At 40.2% G+C, this 16,336-nt stretch carries 16 protein-coding genes; 1 reads left to right on the top strand and 15 read right to left on the bottom strand.

The genetic code is table 11. The annotated features are described in order from the left end of the window. Nucleotides 1-4: 4 nt before the first annotated feature. The 4 genes from B7699_RS03690 to pbp2b all read right to left on the bottom strand — a co-directional run bounded on the left by B7699_RS03690 (nucleotide 5) and on the right by pbp2b (nucleotide 5,344). Nucleotides 5-1,378, bottom strand: a complete 1,374-nt coding sequence (locus tag B7699_RS03690; RefSeq protein ID WP_084927184.1) for a UDP-N-acetylmuramoyl-tripeptide--D-alanyl-D-alanine ligase — start codon at nucleotides 1,376-1,378, stop codon at nucleotides 5-7. Between the two features lie 83 nt (nucleotides 1,379-1,461). Then, nucleotides 1,462-2,505 carry a D-alanine--D-alanine ligase gene (locus B7699_RS03695; protein ID WP_084927185.1) on the bottom strand — a complete coding sequence of 348 codons (1,044 nt, stop codon included), beginning with the start codon at nucleotides 2,503-2,505 and terminating at the stop codon, nucleotides 1,462-1,464. 174 nt (nucleotides 2,506-2,679) lie between these two features. Then, complete coding sequence (gene recR / locus B7699_RS03700; RefSeq protein WP_000966754.1) at nucleotides 2,680-3,276, bottom strand: recombination mediator RecR; 597 nt, start codon at nucleotides 3,274-3,276, stop codon at nucleotides 2,680-2,682. Between the two features lie 10 nt (nucleotides 3,277-3,286). Then, the gene (gene pbp2b, locus B7699_RS03705; RefSeq protein ID WP_084927186.1) at nucleotides 3,287-5,344 is read right to left on the bottom strand and encodes a penicillin-binding protein PBP2B; all 2,058 of its coding nucleotides are present in this window, start codon (nucleotides 5,342-5,344) and stop codon (nucleotides 3,287-3,289) included. Nucleotides 5,345-5,534: 190 nt separating this feature from the next. Here pbp2b and B7699_RS03710 point away from each other — a divergent pair, with 190 nt between their 5' ends. Further along, entirely contained in the window at nucleotides 5,535-6,386 is an 852-nt protein-coding gene (locus tag B7699_RS03710) for a MurR/RpiR family transcriptional regulator (RefSeq protein WP_084927187.1), read from the top strand. Between the two features lie 61 nt (nucleotides 6,387-6,447). Here the strand turns inward: B7699_RS03710 and B7699_RS03715 are convergent, their stop codons facing one another. The 11 genes from B7699_RS03715 to B7699_RS03765 form a co-directional block, all read right to left on the bottom strand. Then, complete coding sequence (locus tag B7699_RS03715) at nucleotides 6,448-6,798, bottom strand: type II toxin-antitoxin system RelE/ParE family toxin (protein WP_033676577.1); 351 nt, start codon at nucleotides 6,796-6,798, stop codon at nucleotides 6,448-6,450. After that, nucleotides 6,788-7,075 carry a type II toxin-antitoxin system RelB/ParD family antitoxin gene (gene relB, locus B7699_RS03720; RefSeq protein ID WP_084927188.1) on the bottom strand — a complete coding sequence of 96 codons (288 nt, stop codon included), beginning with the start codon at nucleotides 7,073-7,075 and terminating at the stop codon, nucleotides 6,788-6,790. The genes B7699_RS03715 and relB overlap by 11 nt, the downstream gene beginning before the upstream one ends. Nucleotides 7,076-7,171: 96 nt before the next feature. Then, on the bottom strand, nucleotides 7,172-8,056 hold the full coding sequence (locus B7699_RS03725; RefSeq protein ID WP_084927189.1) for an ROK family protein: 885 nt from the start codon (nucleotides 8,054-8,056) through the stop codon (nucleotides 7,172-7,174). A 17-nt stretch (nucleotides 8,057-8,073) separates the two neighbouring features. Beyond that, the gene (locus B7699_RS03730; protein ID WP_050274060.1) at nucleotides 8,074-8,991 is read right to left on the bottom strand and encodes a dihydrodipicolinate synthase family protein; all 918 of its coding nucleotides are present in this window, start codon (nucleotides 8,989-8,991) and stop codon (nucleotides 8,074-8,076) included. Between the two features lie 172 nt (nucleotides 8,992-9,163). Next, nucleotides 9,164-9,808, bottom strand: coding sequence for a YesL family protein (locus B7699_RS03735; RefSeq protein ID WP_084927190.1), 645 nt, complete (start codon nucleotides 9,806-9,808; stop codon nucleotides 9,164-9,166). A 20-nt stretch (nucleotides 9,809-9,828) separates the two neighbouring features. Continuing rightward, nucleotides 9,829-10,281 (bottom strand): NanQ anomerase/TabA/YiaL family protein, encoded by a 453-nt coding sequence (locus tag B7699_RS03740; RefSeq protein ID WP_084927191.1) that lies wholly within the window; start codon nucleotides 10,279-10,281, stop codon nucleotides 9,829-9,831. Nucleotides 10,282-10,453: 172 nt separating this feature from the next. Then, nucleotides 10,454-11,293, bottom strand: a complete 840-nt coding sequence (locus tag B7699_RS03745; protein WP_001192119.1) for a carbohydrate ABC transporter permease — start codon at nucleotides 11,291-11,293, stop codon at nucleotides 10,454-10,456. A gap of 15 nt (nucleotides 11,294-11,308) precedes the next feature. Beyond that, nucleotides 11,309-12,175 (bottom strand): carbohydrate ABC transporter permease, encoded by an 867-nt coding sequence (locus tag B7699_RS03750; RefSeq protein WP_192852001.1) that lies wholly within the window; start codon nucleotides 12,173-12,175, stop codon nucleotides 11,309-11,311. 221 nt (nucleotides 12,176-12,396) lie between these two features. After that, nucleotides 12,397-13,725, bottom strand: coding sequence for an ABC transporter substrate-binding protein (locus tag B7699_RS03755; RefSeq protein ID WP_033679827.1), 1,329 nt, complete (start codon nucleotides 13,723-13,725; stop codon nucleotides 12,397-12,399). A gap of 229 nt (nucleotides 13,726-13,954) precedes the next feature. Next, complete coding sequence (locus tag B7699_RS03760; protein ID WP_000477437.1) at nucleotides 13,955-15,472, bottom strand: PTS transporter subunit EIIC; 1,518 nt, start codon at nucleotides 15,470-15,472, stop codon at nucleotides 13,955-13,957. Between the two features lie 18 nt (nucleotides 15,473-15,490). Further along, complete coding sequence (locus B7699_RS03765) at nucleotides 15,491-16,189, bottom strand: N-acetylmannosamine-6-phosphate 2-epimerase (RefSeq protein WP_049551297.1); 699 nt, start codon at nucleotides 16,187-16,189, stop codon at nucleotides 15,491-15,493. Nucleotides 16,190-16,336: the final 147 nt, after the last annotated feature.

The following is a 16,336-nucleotide window of genomic DNA, read 5'->3' on the forward strand; positions in this document are numbered from 1 at the left end:
AAAATCACTTGGCTTCATTTTCTAAACTTTCTACCAACTTGGCTAGATTCATAGAGTTAGAACCTTTGAGTAGGATTTGGTCATGGGCTCCAAGGCTTTCTTTGACTTGCTTGACTAGATCTTCAAATTGGTCTTGGTCTTCTGTTTTCTTGAAGTAGTAAACGTGGCCGATTGGGAACATCTGACTAGCCAATTGGGCTAATGCGACAATGTCTTCTCCATAGAAAATAACAGTATCAAGCACATCTGGAGAAAGGCTCAGAATCATCTGATTATGAAGCTGAACTGACTGGTCACCAAGTTCCTTCATATCCGCCAAAACAGCGATTTTCTTGCCACCTTCATTGGCTGGAATGGCAGAGAAAGTCTCTAAAATCAGCTTCATAGCAGTTGGATTGGCATTGTAAACATCTGATAGGATATCTGCTCCATTGGCTGCTTTCTTCCACTCGGTACGGTTACGCGTCAATTCAAGATTTTCGAAGGCCAAACGGATTTGCTCCTCTGAAACTCCTTCTTGTAGGGCAACATAAGACGCAATCATAGCATTGGTGGCATTGTACTTACCAGTCACTGGCAAATCAAGGGCTTGCTCCAAGAAATTGGCCTTAAAGGTCAAGCTATCCTTACGCTCAACCAAGTCGGTAATTTCCAACTCTGCTCCTTGGCCAAAACGAACTACCTTTTTATCAGTTGGCAAGTAGTCCTCTACAATAGTGTCAGCTGGCGCTAAAAGCAAGGAATTCGAAGACATCCCGTCTGCAATTTGCATTTTTCCTTTAGCAATCTCAGAACGGTCTTTGAAAAAAGCCAAATGGGCTTCTCCAACCAAGGTCACGATGGCTGTTTTTGGACGAGCCAATTCTGACAAGAGATGAATATCTCCCAAGTGATCCTGTCCCATCTCTAAGACCAACTTTTCTGTTCCTTCAGGCATATGGAGAACTGTGTATGGAAGACCAATCTCGTTATTGTAGTTGCCTTGAGTTTTGTAGGTTTTGTAGGTTGTTGATAGCAAGTGCGCTAACATATCCTTGGTCGTTGTTTTACCATTTGAACCTGTGACCGCAAAGACATCAACTGCTGTTTTTTCAAGATAGTAGGCAGCTAGGGATTGAAAGGCAGCCAAAACGTCAGCTACTAGAATGTAGGGATGATTTGCGACCTCTTTCTCAGACAGGGTTGCAGCAGCGCCATTTTCAAAGGCTGTTTCTATAAAGTCATGACCGTCACGCGCACCTTTGAGGGGGACAAATAAATCTCCTGTCGCAATCAGACGACTGTCAAACTCGGCCTTCTCTAACTGGGTGTCCTCAAAGATGCTGATATCATTTTTAGCTCCTACAACTTGAGCCACTTCATGGATTGTTAATTTCATTTCTACTCCTTTAAAAAGGGTCGAAGCTCGAGAACTCTAGTCACCTTGCAGTGATAGTTCTGGCTTCTACCCTCTCTTTCATTTTATAGCAAATGCGCTTCGCGCTTGTCAAAACTTTCCTTGGCAAGGTCAACCAAACGCTCGATTAGTTCTGGGTAGCTGATTCCCATATTGTCCCAAAGTAGTGGGTACATAGACCACTGGGTGAAACCTGGCATGGTATTGAGCTCGTTTAGGAAAATCTCTCCCTTGTCTGTATAGAAGAAATCGCAACGAGAGAGACCGAGGCCACCAATGGCACGGAAGGCTGTTTCTGCATTCTGACGCATGACAGCTACCACATCATCACTGATTTTGGCCGGAATGTCCATAGTAATCTTGTTATCAATATACTTAGCGTCATAGTCATAAAAGGCAACATCCTTAACTACTTCTCCTGGAAGCGTGCTTTTAACATCGTAGTTACCCAGTAGGCCAACCTCGATTTCACGGGCATTTACCCCTTGTTCAACCAAGACACGACTATCATATTGGAAGGCAAGTTTCAAGGCTTGACGAAGTTCCTCTTGATTTTCAGACTTAGAAATACCGACACTAGAACCCATGTTAGATGGTTTTGTGAAAACTGGATAAGTCAATTTTTCTTCAACTTCAGCAATTTTAGCAGTCATATCATCATCTTCGACAATGGCCACATAAGGAACTTGGGCAATCCCGACAGATTCTAAGACACGCTTAGTGGTGATTTTATCCATGGCAAGACTAGATGACAATATGTTACAACCAACATAAGGCATTTTCAAAACTTCGAGGAAGCCTTGAACTGAGCCATCTTCTCCCATCGGACCGTGAAGGACTGGAAAGACCACTGCTCCCTCTTCGTATATAGCACTTGGTGCAACTTGCTTATCCCAATCAATAGTTTCATTGGTCATAAGACGATCCTCTTGACCTGGAGTCTGGCTAAATTCTTGCGTTTTAATAAAGTCACCTGACTGGCTGATGAAGAAAGTCTTGACTGTGAAACGGTCGTAGTTGACCGCACGCATCACACTCTCAGCTGAAAGAACAGAGACTTCACGCTCTGCACTACGTCCACCGTATAAAAGAATAATCGTTTGTTTCATATTATTTGTTCCAATTCTAATAGAATACTCGTTCTTTAGTATATCATATTTGCTTCTTTTTTGAAACTTGAACCTGATACTGGTCTTCAATAAATCTAAAAAGAGACCGATAAAACAACTGTCGGCCTCCGTGATTTTTGTCTAAATGAATTGAGTGTGTTAATTTGTCTACACTTACAACTCTGTTCGATTTTCAATGGCTCGTAAGAGTGTCACTTCGTCCGCATACTCGATATCTGCTCCGACAGCTAGGCCTCGTGCCAGGCGCGTAACCTTGATACCAGCTGGTTTGAGCAAACGAGAGAGATACATGGAAGTCGCTTCCCCATCTGCCGTAGCATTTGTGGCCACAATCACTTCTGAAACTTCACTATCCATCAGACGAGTCATAAGGCTTTTGAGATTGATATCGTCTGGACTGATGCCATTCATGGGAGAAATGAGTCCATGCAAAACATGATAGAGTCCATGGTATTCTTGGATATTCTCCATAGCCGCCACATCGCGACTATCTTCGAGAACTAAAATTGTCGTCTGGTCACGAGTCGGATCGGTACAGATAGAGCAAGGATCGTCATCAGTCAAACGACCACAGATGGAACAATAGGTCAGCTCTCTCTTAGCAGAAAGGAGATTTTTGGCAAATTCATTGACGTCGTCATCAGACATTCCAATGGTATAAAAGGCCAGACGTGTAGCCGTCTTAATCCCGATACCCGGTAACTTAGAGTAACTATCAATTAGCTTGGCAATAGGTGTTGGATAAAGCATAAGTTCCTTTCTAGTTCATTGGATGGTGTTGGTTATAGAGGTTGATAATATCGCGTGCAATGGAAGGTCCGACACCATTTGTAAGATTGGTGTTATGCGGGAAAACAACAGCTACAGCAATTTGAGGGTTATCTGATGGTGCATAGGCCACAGCATTAGTATTGTTAGCTTCTTGACCTCCCGCAACATAACTTTCGGCAGTACCTGTTTTTCCACTAATGGATACCGCTGCGCCATTTGAAAAGGCACGACCTGTTGTCAGAGCACTCCCTCCGTGAGAAACTTGATAAAAACCTTGTTGGAGGATGGAAACATCAGACTCAGAAATATTAATTTTATTCATTTCCTTGGTATCAATAGATTGAATTAAATCTCCTAAACCACCTTGTTCATTATTTCCATAAATCCCCTCGACAATGTGAGGTGCAATCCGAACACCGTTGTTGGCAATAGTTCCAACGTACTGGGCTAATTGCATAGGGGTGTAGTTATCAAACTGGCCAAAGGCATTGGTAATGTAATTAGCAAAATTATACTCTTTTGGTATAAAACCAGTTGACTCATCTGGAAGGTCAATGCCTGTTGAGGCTCCAAGACCATATTCCGCAAATGTCAAACGAAGTTTCCCCATAGCGGATTCTAAATTGTTAGTTAAAACAAACATATTGGGTTGATAGGTCTGACCCATGATGCCCAAAGCCGTTTGGACCATGTAGGTATTAGAAGAATACTCCAAGGCTTCCACAGCTGTAATCGGGAATGAACCGTAGGCTTGAGTGTACCAAGAATTAATCGGAGCTGAACCTTGGAAGACAATCGGTTGGTCTGTCAAGGTCTGGTTCCCTGACAAGACTCCATTCTCCCAACCAGAGCTGATGGTCGCCGCCTTGACAACAGAACCCGGGACAAAGACATCGGTTACTGTTCCCAAGGAATCAGGTGTTAAATCTCCCGTTTTCAAGTCATGTTTTAACCCTGACATAGACAAAACAGCACCTGTTTTTGGATTTAGAGCGACTGCATACACACCTTCCGAATACTTGGCTCCTCCATTTCCTAGTTCGGAATTAAAATAACTCTTAAGCAGATTGTCCACGCTATCTTGGAAGGCCAAATCAATGGTCAGTTTAATATTGTTCCCTTTGGTACCATCTTCAATATTCTCGACACTTTCCATGTTGCCATGTTTATCAAGATGAATTTCTTTCACCGAGCGTTTCCCTTGCAAGGTTTCTTCATATTGTTTTTCTAGATAAGAAGTCCCAACACGGTCATTTAAAGAATACCCCTTTTTGATATAAGCATCTGCTTCTTCAGCTGGAAGACCAGCTTTTTCACTGGATACACTTCCTACTATAGACGAAAGTGAAGTCTCTAAAACCTTTCGATCCCACGAAGTTGAAATACTGATACCAGGTAAATTCTTAGAAGCCGAAGCAATCAAGGCAATCTGAGTATCTGTCAAGGAGTCTGTCGCAATGGTCCCTGTCGCAAAATTTCCAACTGCATTGAGTTGGCTAAAGAGGTAAATTTCTTTCTTTTCGTCATCCGAGTAGGCCAATTGGCTTGGATCGATACTTTCAACAGTATTATTGTAAAGCTCGGATTCAGATAATTGATTGCCATCAGAATCAAATCGCTTCTCACGTGGTAAACTTTCCACTGCTTTCTTATAGACATCTTGATCTGCTAGGTAATAGTCCGCCAACTGTCGATCAGTCAATGTTGGAGAAGTAACTCCCACATAGGCCAGCAACTTCTTGGCTGTTTCTTTTAAATCTGCAGCCGTCATTTTGTTGTTTCGAGTAAAGGAAACAACTTGTTTCACAGTATTTTCAACCAAAGGCTTGCCGCTAGCATCATAAATTTCGCCCCGAGCCGAACTAGTGGTCACCTTTGTTTTACTGGCAGATGCTAATTTTGTCTCATAAAAATCCTTGTTCAAAACCTGCATATAAAGCAGGCGACCAATAATGGCCATAAAGAGCAAAATGACAATTGAAAACAATAAATTAAGCCGAATCGGAATCGAATGGCTATCAAATTTTCTCATACAAATCAGTCTCATTTCTATTTAAAATCTTACTCTTCATTGTACCACAATTTGAGAAGAAAATTATGGAAAAGGAAAAAGCTTTTTTCCTTTTTACGGGAAAATACGATTTTATTTATCTATCCCTATATTATATGATATAATAAATGTAAAAGTTCGATGACCCAGTCTTTTTCCAATACGACTCATTTAAAGGAGCCTTTCTATGGATAAACCAGATATAGCAACCATCATTGATTCCCACTTCGAAGAAATGACAGATTTAGAGCAAGAAATCGCTCGCTATTTTTTACAATCTGAAACTATTGCAGATGATTTATCATCCCAGCAAGTCACTCAAAAATTACATATTTCTCAGGCTGCTTTGACCCGCTTTGCTAAAAAGTGTGGCTTTACAGGTTATCGAGAATTTATTTTCCAATACCAACACCAAGCAGAGAAACAGGACACCCATTCTCACAAACACAGTCCACTGACAAAACGAGTCCTCAGAAGCTATAGCAATATGCGGGAACAAACACAGGACTTGATTGACGAGGCCCAACTAGAAAGAATTGCCCAGTTAATCGAAGATGCTGAGCGTGTCTACTTCTTCGGAACAGGGAGTTCTGGCCTCGTTGCTCGTGAAATGAAATTACGCTTCATGCGTCTAGGTGTGGTCTGCGAGGCCTTGACTGACCAAGACGGCTTTGCTTGGACAACCAGTATTATGGATGAGAATTGTCTCGTACTCGGTTTCTCACTTTCTGGCACAACTCCTTCTATTTTAGATAGTCTATTAGACGCCAAGGAGATGGGGGCAAAGACTGTACTTTTTACAAGTGTTCCCAATAAAGATAGTCAAGCCTATACAGAGACTGTTCTTGTAGCCACACACAGCCAGTCTTCTTACATCCAGCGTATATCCGCTCAACTTCCTATGCTCTTCTTTATCGATTTGATTTATGCCTACTTTTTGGAAATCAATCGTGAAAGCAAGGAGAAAATCTTTAATAGCTACTGGGAAAATAAAAAACTCAATGGCTATCGTAGACAAAAACGTATAAGAAAATCCTAGTTTGGTCTAGCCAAACTAGGATTTTTATTCATCACTAAACATACCTCTTCAAGATTATGAATTAGTCATATCTTGACTTAGTCTTGAATAATTTCATGTAATCACTTTTTGAAGGGAGTAAATAAGCAAGTCTGACAGTATCCTCAACAATTGTATATAATACGATGTAATCCTTACTCAAGGTCAATCCTCGCGTTTGATAGTGAGGATCTAATTTCTTACCAAATTTTTCATCGGCATCAAATCCAGCTTGGGGGAAAATTTCTAGACGATTAATATCTTTTCTAATATTGGCTACTTTTCGTCTCGCAGCCTCTACAGAACCAATTTCCTCCGCTATATACTGATATATTTTATCCAGACTATCAATTACTCTAGGAGAATACAAAATCCTATATTTTTTATAATCCATAGCGTGTCACGACATCCTCATCTGTCAAGTAATTTCCAGCCTCAATCTTGGCATAACTTTCTTGAACTTCTGCTTGTAATTGCCTAAATAAATACTCCTTCTCTAATTCCTCTTCACTAAGTAAATCTACTTCATTTGTTACGGCAACATTCTTTAAAAATAATCTAAGTGCTGATGAAAGAGAGAGATTTTGTTCTTTTAACACTTCCATTGCATCATTTACCAATTCTCTATTAGCTTGAAAGGTAACAATTTTATTTGAATTCGCTATAACCACTTTATATAACTCCTTTATATATTTTATTTATTATCTCACAATTATAAAGAAAGTCAAGGGAATTTGATTAGAAAATCCTAGTTTGGTTGAACCAAACTAGGATTGTTTTGTTTTAAAGTGATAATAAGCACCCAACATACCTGCTGTATTTTGATGATGGGCAAATTCTAATCTCGTCTTATCAGCCAGACTTGGTACCAAAGCATCTTTCAAAGCTTTTCGAATTTTAGGCTTGAGGATAGCCTCTTGCCCCATGATACCGCCACCGAGAATGACTACTTCTGGATTGGCCACATAGCAAATATTAGCCAGACCTTTTCCTAGATAGTCTACCATACGGTCAATACCAGCCATACAAATCTTGTTTCCTTCAGTGGCTTCCTTAAAGATACGTCGGCCATTCCACTGGTCAACTGGATCTCCATGACCTGCTGCTACATACTCCACCAAGGCTGTTGTAGAGGCCAAGTCTTGGAAATCTCCATCCTGCATATGCATATAACCGACTTCACAGGCTGAATTGCTAAAACCATGGAAGACTTTCCCATCCATAATCAAGCAACCACCGATACCTGTTCCAATAGTCAAGCAAAGGGTGACACTCGCTCCCTTGCCTGAACCAGATACCGCTTCAGCAAGACCTGCACAGTTGACATCATTTTCAATTTCACAAGGAATAGCAAAGCTAGTCTCGATTTCCTTCTTGAACTGGGTTCCTGCATAGTTGGGAATCTGAGGTCCAGCATAGAAAATCTCACCCTTATCTGGATCCACCATTCCTGCAGAAGAAATGGCAACACCTGCTACTGGGCCTTTTTCTAAATAGCTGGCTACGATATCTTTGGTTTTTTGTAAGATATGAGGTCCACCCTTATGCGCCTCTGTTGGCATTTCATGCGATTCAACAAGTTGGCCTTCTTGGTCGATCAAACCATATTTGATATTTGTTCCACCGATATCAATTGCAACGTAGTGTGTCATAAATACCTCCTTATGGATTAGAGGAAGCGCTCCTTGGTTTCACGAATCAAGGCTGCAGCTGCTTCTACAACTGGACGATCTTCTTCAGTCACTGGTGTCAATGGTGAACGAACAGAACCAATATTCAAGCCTTCATTGATCTTTAAGACTTCCTTAATCACACCATACATATTTCCATGTGCAGCAGTCAATTTGCCAATGATTGCATTGATAGCGTATTGCAATTCACGCGCTGTTTCCAAGTCTTTGTCAGCAATCAACTGATTGAGTTTCAAGAAGAGTTCTGGCATAGCACCATAAGTACCACCGATACCAGCTTTAGCTCCCATGAGACGACCACCTAAGAACTGTTCATCTGGACCGTTGAAGACGATATGGTCTTCGCCACCAAGGCTCACAAAGGTTTGGATATCTTGAACTGGCATAGAAGAGTTCTTAACACCGATAACACGTGGATTCTTCAACATTTCAGTGTAGAGACTTGGCGTCAAAGCAACCCCTGCCAATTGAGGAATGTTGTAAATCACGTAGTCTGTGTTTGGTGCTGCAGCACTAATGTCATTCCAGTATTTAGCAACTGAGTATTCTGGTAAGCGGAAGTAAATCGGTGGAATCGTTGCAATGGCATCTACACCCAAGCTTTCTGCATGACGAGCTAGTTCCATACTATCTTTAGTATTATTGCAAGCAACATGGGCAATAATAGTTAATTTACCTTTGGCAACTGCCATGACTTCTTCCAAGATTAACTTGCGGTCTTCAACGCTTTGGTAGATACATTCACCAGAAGAACCATTGACATAAAGACCTTGAACACCTTTATCAATGAAGTATTGAACCAAGGCACGCGTACGCTCTGGACTTACTTCTCCTTGATCATCATAACATGCGTAAAAGGCTGGAATGACACCTTCATATTTTTTTAAATCTGACATAGATTTTCTCCTAAGTTTTCTTTTTTTCTGCTAAAAGCAGGATTTATTCTTTACGTGTTTAGTATACACCTTGTGAAAAACGCTTTCAATATCTTGTGTACACTTAGATTTTAGTTTCGATATGTATTTTGAAATGTTTATGGCTTGAAAGTAGTTTCATAGACAAGCCATCCTATTGGTATTTTGCGAAAATTTTCTCCATCAATCCAGTCTGGATAAAGACCAAAAGTCCAAACCCAAAAAGCAGGAAGGCTGAGCCACCTAAAAGTAAACTGAAGGCAGACAGATAAAGAACCATCACAATGAGAAAGAGAATAACTAACATGAGGAAGAACCAAGGAAAGTTAAAACTTGCCAAGATAAGTCCTTTTTGTAGCACTTCTTTCCAAGTCAAATCATAGCGCGCAGCTATGGGGTAGCTAGCCAACATCACGATAGTGAGGAAGATAAGAACACCTAGACAAATAGCTTTTACCATTTGGAAAGGCATAGCTGTCTGACCCCAGAAGAGATAGAGATCTAGAAGGCTTAATGAAACAATGCCTAACTCCAGCAAACCTAACTGAAGACCTAGCTTCAGATTTTGCTTGAAAGCTCTTAGATAGATTTTAAAGACAGGCACACGTCTGCTCTTCTTAATCTCAAACATAGTCTCGTAGAGGCTAATTTTAGCCACTCCAATCGTCACGATGGGCAAACAAGAGACGACAAAAAGAAGATTAGCTGTGACGATATCCAAGACCTTCTCACTAAAACGCATGAGAAAGTTATCTGTATCAAATGCTGCCTTGATAAGGCTTACTCCTTTTTGTGCCATATTTGCTCCTCCTGATTCTTTTAATCAATCAAAATTTTAAAAAGATATTTGCGAACCTTCTCTTCCATACCTGCATAGCCATTCGGCTGGTGTGGTTCTCCTGGGAAGAAAATCGCAAAATTGTGATAACCCAACAAGAGTGGGTATTTTTCATGACAATGAACAAAGCCAATGTCACTCGCTTCGTCAAATGCTACTGCCTCGTCTTTGATACGTGAACCGTAACTCGAATATTCATGTCCTTCTACCAGCAAATGCAAATCTGCATAGTTCTGATGATGCTCAAATTGATCATTTTCAGCTTGATTGAGGACATTTTCCTGCACAACTAGAAAGACCTTGTCCCCGTCAATCTCATACTTACCTAATTCGAAAGAATCTTTACGGTGCTGGTAGAGATAGTCGATAGCCTTGTCTAGATTGGGATGAATCCCTTTGTAAAAGGTGATGTTTTTCAAATCGTCAAAAATCATACTCTTTCCTTCGTTTCTGATAGTTAACTAAAATCATTTTTAAGTTGATAAGTGTCTGACAAAACTTCATAAAGTAACTGCATACCCTCCATTTTGTAGACACTTATAACCTCTATATTTCCATAGTATGTCAAGACCACTTCCGCAATCTTGATATACTTGTTTACTTTTCTTATCCTTTAACAGCTCCCATAGTAATACCTTGAGTGAAGGATTTTTGGAAGACTAGGAAGACTGTTACGATTGGCACGGCTGCAAGAGCGGCCCCTGCCATGATCAAACCATAGTTGGTTGCCATTTCAGCCTGCATAGTCGCAACCCCAAGTGAGATGGTCAAGTTGTTACGTGAAGTCAACATAACCAACTGCATGAAGTAGTCATTCCAAGTATTGATGAAGGTAAAGATTGCAAGGGCTGCAAATCCTGGTTTCACAATTGGGAAGGCTACGCTCCAGAAAGTACGAATCTCACCACAACCGTCGATTTTAGCTGATTCAAGCAACTCTGTAGGGATATTCTCACTGAACTGTTTCATGAGGAAGACCCCAAATGGCCATCCAATCAAAGGCAGGATAACTGCCCAAAGAGTATCATGGATTCCCATGAAGTTGACGATACGTACCAATGGTACAAGGACAACTTGTTTTGGAAGTGCCATGGCAGCGATAAAGATGGCAAAGAGAATACGTTGACCATAGAAACGTTTTTTAGCCAATACATAACCTGCTAGAGAAGAGGTTGCACAGACCAAAAACATAGTTACAAGTGAAATAAACACAGAGTTCCACATCCACTGCATAGCAGGGTTTTGCACCATGAGTTGTTGGAAGTTTTCCATGGTTGGCATTTTAGGGAACCATTGTGGCGGAATCATAATGGTATCAGGTTGTGATTTGAAGGCACCTGTCAAAATCCAGTAGAACGGAAAGATGAACAGCACGGTCAACAAGAGCAAGATAATAGTTGAAATAACAGTGAAAGCTGTTAAAGGTTTCTTTTGTGTAGATTGCATAGCTGTCTCCTTTCTTTAGTATTCTACGTCGTTTCCAAGTACTTTAAATTGAACAAAGCTTACGATAGCGATCATGACTGCCAAGAAGACACCGATAGTGTTTGCATAACCGTATTCTGTCAATTGGAAGGCTTTTTCGTAAAGGTAGTACATCAGTGTACTTGTTGAGTAGTTTGGACCACCAGATGTCAACAACTGAATCAAGGCGAAACACTGGAATGAGTTGATTGTTGTGATGATTGCAATGTAAAGAGTTGTTGGAAGAAGGCTTGGCCATTTAATCTTCCAGAAAACTTGCAATTCAGTCGCACCATCAACACGCGCTGCTTCAACCAGTGAATTGTCAATATTACCCATGGCAGCGATATAAAGGATAATCGGCTGACCAACAGATGTTGTCAAAAGGATAATCATAATCGCCATCAAAGCCCAGTTTTTATCTCCCAACCAAGAAATGTTTTGACTGATGATATGGCTTGACTTAAGGACAAAGTTTAGAATCCCTGATAGTGGGTCATAGATCCATTTCCATACAACCGTTACGGCAACACTACCTGTTACAACAGGAAGGAAGAAGACGAAACGATAGAAGGATCTGGCAATAGCATTTTGATGGTAGGTTTGCGACGCCACAAAGAGCGAAAAGAGAACAACAATCGGTACAGATCCAACAACCAAAATAACTGTGTTAATCAAAGACTTCATAAAGACAGGGTCTTTAAACATACGAATGTAGTTGTCCAAACCCACAAACTCAAATTCAGTCATTGAATAGTTAAAGAAACTTGTAATGAATCCCATAATCATAGGAACCAATACAAAGATGACAAAGAAGAATAATACTGGTGCTAAGAAAGCGTAGGAAATCACTGTTTCCCGCATACGAATTTTATTGACTTTCACAGTCGGCACCTCTCTTTCACAAATAGAATATTTTGGATTTTCTTGAACAGTTTTAAAATCAAAATGAAATTTTTTAAGATTCGCTTATGTAAGAACTTCATTTTAATTTCGTGACAGTTTCTGATATTTCAAATAAAATCCTCCCTTTTCTTACATAGATTATGCACAGGGAAAAGGGAGGAGTCAATCTGATTCAGTGCTTATTGTTTTGTAGCTTTTTTAATTGTTTCGTTAGCTTTTTCAGTGAAGGCTTTTAAAGCATCCGCTGGTTTTTGATCGCCATTTGAAACTGATTGCAACATTGGGAACCATAGAGTTCTCATTTCTGCAAAACCATCAATTGTATTGTAGTATGGTGAGTAGTATTTAGTCCAACCACTGATTGTTTCCATACGTTTATCTTCATAAAGTTTTCCAAATGAAGTACGAACTGGGAAGGCACCTGTACGAACAACGTCTTTTGGACCCCATTCTTTGTCATCCGCGATGAATTGAACGAATTTCTTAGATGCTGCAACTTTCTTGTCGTCTTTGTTGTTGAATACTGCAAATCCGTTTACAAGGTATTCAAGAGCTGGTTTACCTGAATCTGATGGGAATGGTACTTCTACCACTTCTACTTTACTTGCTTCCAAGAGTTTCGCTTGGATACCGTTTTGAGCTGGCGCCCAAAGGATTGTGTAAGATGTTTGACCGTTGGCAAAGTTTTGGATATCTGCTCCACCGTCAAATTGTGAACCATTGTTCAACAAACCGTCTTTGATCCAGCTAGCTGCTTTTTCAAGACCTTTGACAAATTTAGGATCATCAGTTGTATATTTTGTTACATCTTTATCTGTTACAGAACCTCCGTAAAGGTTTGAGATGAAGGCACGTGTTCCTTGGTCTCCCCCTTGACCAGAACTGAACAATGAACCTGGTGTGTAGCCTTTGTCTTTAAGCGCTTTCAAAACTTTTTCAAAATCATCAGTTGTCCAACCTTCTTTTACAAGGTTCGCAACTCCAGCATCTTCCAACATTTTCTTGTTCATGGCCATGTAGAATGGTGCTGAACTGATTGGATACATATAAGCTTTGTCTCCAGCTTTACTTGCTTTTACGATGTTTTCATTGTTGACATCTTTAACAAAGTCATCTGTGAAGAGGTCATTCAAGTCAGCCAATTTACCATTTTTACCATATTGGATGATACGTCCTGGTGCGTCAAAAAGTACGTCTGGAGCTGTACCTGCTTCGATAGCTGTAGTAATCTTTTCTGGACCTGACTTAAAGTCGATGGTTTCCAATTTCACTTTTACATCTGGATTTGCTTTTTCAAAGGCTTCGATGATTGACTTTTCATATGTTCCAACACCGTCACCAGTTTTTTCTTGAGTGAAGACTGGGAATGCCCACCAAGTGATTTCTGTTTTTCCGCTATCTCCACCAGATTTTCCAGCATCTTTACTTCCGCCAGAATTTCCACATGCAGCAAGGCCAAGAATCGCAGCACCCGCAAGTACTGTACAAGCTAGTTTTCTAAATTTCATTTGTATTCTCCTAATTGATAAGCGTATCCATATTGGATAATGAGTAAGATTGCATTTGTATACGTTTTCATTTTATCCGACGCATCCACCACTCTCCTCTGTTTTTTATTAAGTCAGTAAGTACTTATACTCTTCGAAAATCTCTTCAAACCATGCCAGCTTCGCCTTGGCGTACTCAAGTATAGCCTGCGCCTAGCTTCCCAGTTTGCTCTTTGATTTTCATTGAGTATTAATCATCTACACCTAAAATTTCATTAATACTATTTTTATATAAGATTGCTTTTGCTCCATATATTGCTTGAATACCACCCTTCACTTCTAAGACATCAACTGCACCAATTTGTTTTAAAAGTGCTTTATCAACTTGATGAACTTCTTTTACAGCTACACGTAAACGTGTCACACAAGCATCTACATCTTCTATATTATTTGATCCACCCAACGCTCTGATAATTTGTAGGCTATCCTGTTTTAAATGATCTGCAGTATTTGAAGTTGAATCTGTGGATTCAGAAATTTCTTTAGAATCTACTTCTTCTCCTCGTCCTGGCGTTAGAACGTTGAATTGAGTAATGAACCATCTAAAAACAATATAATACAGAACACTCCAAATAAGTCCAAATGGAATCTGAAGAACCCAATTCGTTTTAGCGTTCCCCTGCAAAATTCCAAATAAAGTAAAATCGATTACACCTCCTGAGAATGTGTTTCCTATTGAAATATTTAAGACGTCTGCAATAAAGAAGCTGACACCATCAAGGAATGCGTGTACAACATATAGAACCGGACTGACAAATAGAAACATAAATTCAATTGGTTCTGTAATACCGGTAATAAAAGATGTTAAAGCAACTCCAAAAAACAGACCCGCGTATTTTTTACGACGATTTTTAGGAACACTATGGTACATCGCTAAACAGGCAGCCGGTAAACCGAACATCATTGTTGAGAAACGACCTGCAAAAAACCTTGTTCCTTCTGTAAATAATCCAGAATGAGTCGGGTCGGCTAATTGAGCAAAAAATATTTTTTGAGCTCCAACCACTGTTTGTCCTGCAACAGTTTCAACACCACCAAGTTCAGTATACCAAAACATAGGGTAAATCATATGATGTAAGCCTACTGCTCCAGAAAGTCTCATTAAAAATCCATATAGAAAAGTTCCAATTGGACCCGCCTGAGAAATATATCCACCTGTAGAAACAAGAAGTTGTTGAAAAGGTGGCCAAATAACAAAGAAGACAAAGCCAATTAAGATAGAAGAGAACGATGTAACAATAGGAACGAAGCGTGAACCCCCAAAGAATCCTAAAGCGGAAGGTAATTGAATATTGTTATATCGATTGTGCAAATATACGGCAACTATTCCGACAACTAATGCTCCAATAACTCCAGTATCAATTGCAGATCCTTCTGCCATAAAAAGTTTTACCAGAGCTTTAATCGTTGCAGTCATAACTAAGTAACCAGTTACTCCTGCTAGCGCAGCGGTTCCTTTATCTCGTTTCGCTAAGCCAATACATAATCCCACACAGAGAAGTAGTGATAAATTACTGAATACAACCTCTCCTGCAGAGCTCATTACTTGGAATATTGATTGAAAAAAACTATTGTCTAGTATTGGATAAGTTGCTATCGTGGTTGGGTTTGAAAGTGCACCACCAATCCCCAAAAGTAGACCTGCTGCAGGAAGTATAGCTATAGGTAACATAAAAGCTTTTCCAACTTTTTGTAAAACTTTAAACATAAAATTCCCCCTTACATCTTATTTGAGACCAGCAACAAAGCGTTCTGTAATCTCTTTTGGTCTAGTAATAGCGCCACCAACAACGATGCCTCGCACTCCGTATCCCTGGATTTGTTTGGCTTGTTCTGGTGTATGGATTTTCCCTTCTGCAATGACATCTACACCAGCATCACAGAGTTTTTTGATTAATTCAAAATCGGGACCATCCACTTTTGGACTGTAAGATGTGTATCCAGATAAAGTTGTTCCGACAAAGTCAATCCCTGCTTCAACGGCTGCCAATCCTTCCTCGAAAGTACTTGTATCAGCCATCAAGAGCTGATGAGGATATTTCTCCTTAACCTGACGAATGAACTCTTGAATCTCCAAACCATCGTAGCGTTCACGCTTGGTACAATCCAGAGCAATCACCTCGATGTCCAGTTCTGCCAATTCATCAACTTCTTTCATGGTAGCCGTGATGAAGGGTTCTTGTGGCGGATAATCTCGTTTGATAATCCCGATAATCGGAAGTTTTGTAACCTCCTTGATTTCCTTGATATCACGAACACTGTTTGCTCGGATACCGACTGCTCCACCTTGCTCAGCCGCTTTGACCAGCAAGGGAATGACTCCTCCCGCTTCTGTATAAAGCGGTTCGTGAGGAAGGGCCTGACAAGAAACGATGATTCCATCTTTGATTTGTTCAATCAAGGCTTCTTTAGTAATCTGTGGCATCCTCTTTCCTCCTTTTCTTTGTTCTTATGAGGTCATTATATACCATTTGTTAAGCGCTTTCAATACTTTGTCATAGAATAGATTTCAGTTTCAAAAGTATTTTATAGAACAGCTGTTTCTGAAAGTAGTTTCAGAGAATTACGATTC

Source organism: Streptococcus mitis (assembly GCF_002096835.1).
GTDB lineage: Bacteria > Bacillota > Bacilli > Lactobacillales > Streptococcaceae > Streptococcus > Streptococcus mitis_W.

Bases quoted from the DNA above. Each gene is read 5' to 3' on its own strand.
- B7699_RS03765 (WP_049551297.1), bottom strand. From the start codon at position 16,189: ATGCCACAGATTACTAAAGAAGCCTTGATTGAACAAATCAAAGATGGA.
- B7699_RS03740 (WP_084927191.1), bottom strand. From the start codon at position 10,281: ATGATTTTTGACGATTTGAAAAACATCACCTTTTACAAAGGGATTCAT.
- B7699_RS03725 (WP_084927189.1), bottom strand. From the start codon at position 8,056: ATGACACACTACGTTGCAATTGATATCGGTGGAACAAATATCAAATAT.
- B7699_RS03750 (WP_192852001.1), bottom strand. From the start codon at position 12,175: ATGCGGGAAACAGTGATTTCCTACGCTTTCTTAGCACCAGTATTATTC.
- B7699_RS03715 (WP_033676577.1), bottom strand. From the start codon at position 6,798: ATGGATTATAAAAAATATAGGATTTTGTATTCTCCTAGAGTAATTGAT.
- pbp2b (WP_084927186.1), bottom strand. From the start codon at position 5,344: ATGAGACTGATTTGTATGAGAAAATTTGATAGCCATTCGATTCCGATT.
- B7699_RS03710 (WP_084927187.1), top strand. From the start codon at position 5,535: ATGGATAAACCAGATATAGCAACCATCATTGATTCCCACTTCGAAGAA.
- B7699_RS03690 (WP_084927184.1), bottom strand. From the start codon at position 1,378: ATGAAATTAACAATCCATGAAGTGGCTCAAGTTGTAGGAGCTAAAAAT.
- B7699_RS03730 (WP_050274060.1), bottom strand. From the start codon at position 8,991: ATGTCAGATTTAAAAAAATATGAAGGTGTCATTCCAGCCTTTTACGCA.
- B7699_RS03745 (WP_001192119.1), bottom strand. From the start codon at position 11,293: ATGCAATCTACACAAAAGAAACCTTTAACAGCTTTCACTGTTATTTCA.
- B7699_RS03760 (WP_000477437.1), bottom strand. From the start codon at position 15,472: ATGTTTAAAGTTTTACAAAAAGTTGGAAAAGCTTTTATGTTACCTATA.
- B7699_RS03755 (WP_033679827.1), bottom strand. From the start codon at position 13,725: ATGAAATTTAGAAAACTAGCTTGTACAGTACTTGCGGGTGCTGCGATT.
- B7699_RS03695 (WP_084927185.1), bottom strand. From the start codon at position 2,505: ATGAAACAAACGATTATTCTTTTATACGGTGGACGTAGTGCAGAGCGT.
- recR (WP_000966754.1), bottom strand. From the start codon at position 3,276: ATGCTTTATCCAACACCTATTGCCAAGCTAATTGATAGTTACTCTAAG.
- B7699_RS03735 (WP_084927190.1), bottom strand. From the start codon at position 9,808: ATGGCACAAAAAGGAGTAAGCCTTATCAAGGCAGCATTTGATACAGAT.